The organism is Cohnella suwonensis (assembly GCF_042655365.1).
In the GTDB taxonomy this organism is placed as follows: Bacteria; Bacillota; Bacilli; order Paenibacillales; family Paenibacillaceae; genus Cohnella; species Cohnella suwonensis.
The window spans coordinates 1-516 of the sequence record NZ_JBHSMH010000105.1 but is presented as its reverse complement, the minus strand read 5'-3'; the positions used below and the strand labels follow the sequence as shown (position 1 = coordinate 516).

Annotated in this window: 1 protein-coding gene; it reads right to left on the bottom strand. The window is 34.5% G+C overall.

Features of this window, described 5'->3' with window-relative positions:
* Positions 1 to 73 precede the first annotated feature (73 nt).
* Positions 74 to 516: GNAT family N-acetyltransferase (locus ACFPPD_RS23245; protein ID WP_378083543.1), on the bottom strand; the 443-nt coding region annotated here is incomplete at its 5' end.

The following is a 516-nucleotide window of genomic DNA, read 5'->3' as shown; positions in this document are numbered from 1 at the left end:
CGGACCGAGGCGGCTCGTCCGCCGAAGCGTGAACATGGTGTTATGTGAAGTTCCTGTCTTCCTGAATCTTCTCTCAAATGATCTTATTGTCTCTAAATAATATGCATTGAAATCTTTCAATGCCAGGATACTTCTCCCCTAAACTCATGATTTCAAATCCAATATTTCTATAAAAATTAACTGCGTCTTTATCAGTTTCTGCTATTATCTTATCTATTCCATTCTTATTTATAATTTCATTAATCATCTGTTTTCCTATACCTTGTCTTCTATTATCTGATCGGATTGCAATATGTTTCAGTTCCACTTCCCTTAGTGAAATATGTATTAGTCCAATAAGCCCTACAAGTTCATTATTTATGACTTTCCCATAAAGCTCCCTGGAATCATCAGCTTTATACTTATCTATTTCTTGAAGAATTCTTTCAGAATCAGACCACATACATTCAGCCAATAAAAGACTTACTTCAGATAAGTCATGATGTCCCTTCAAATTTATCATAAAAAACCTCCGAA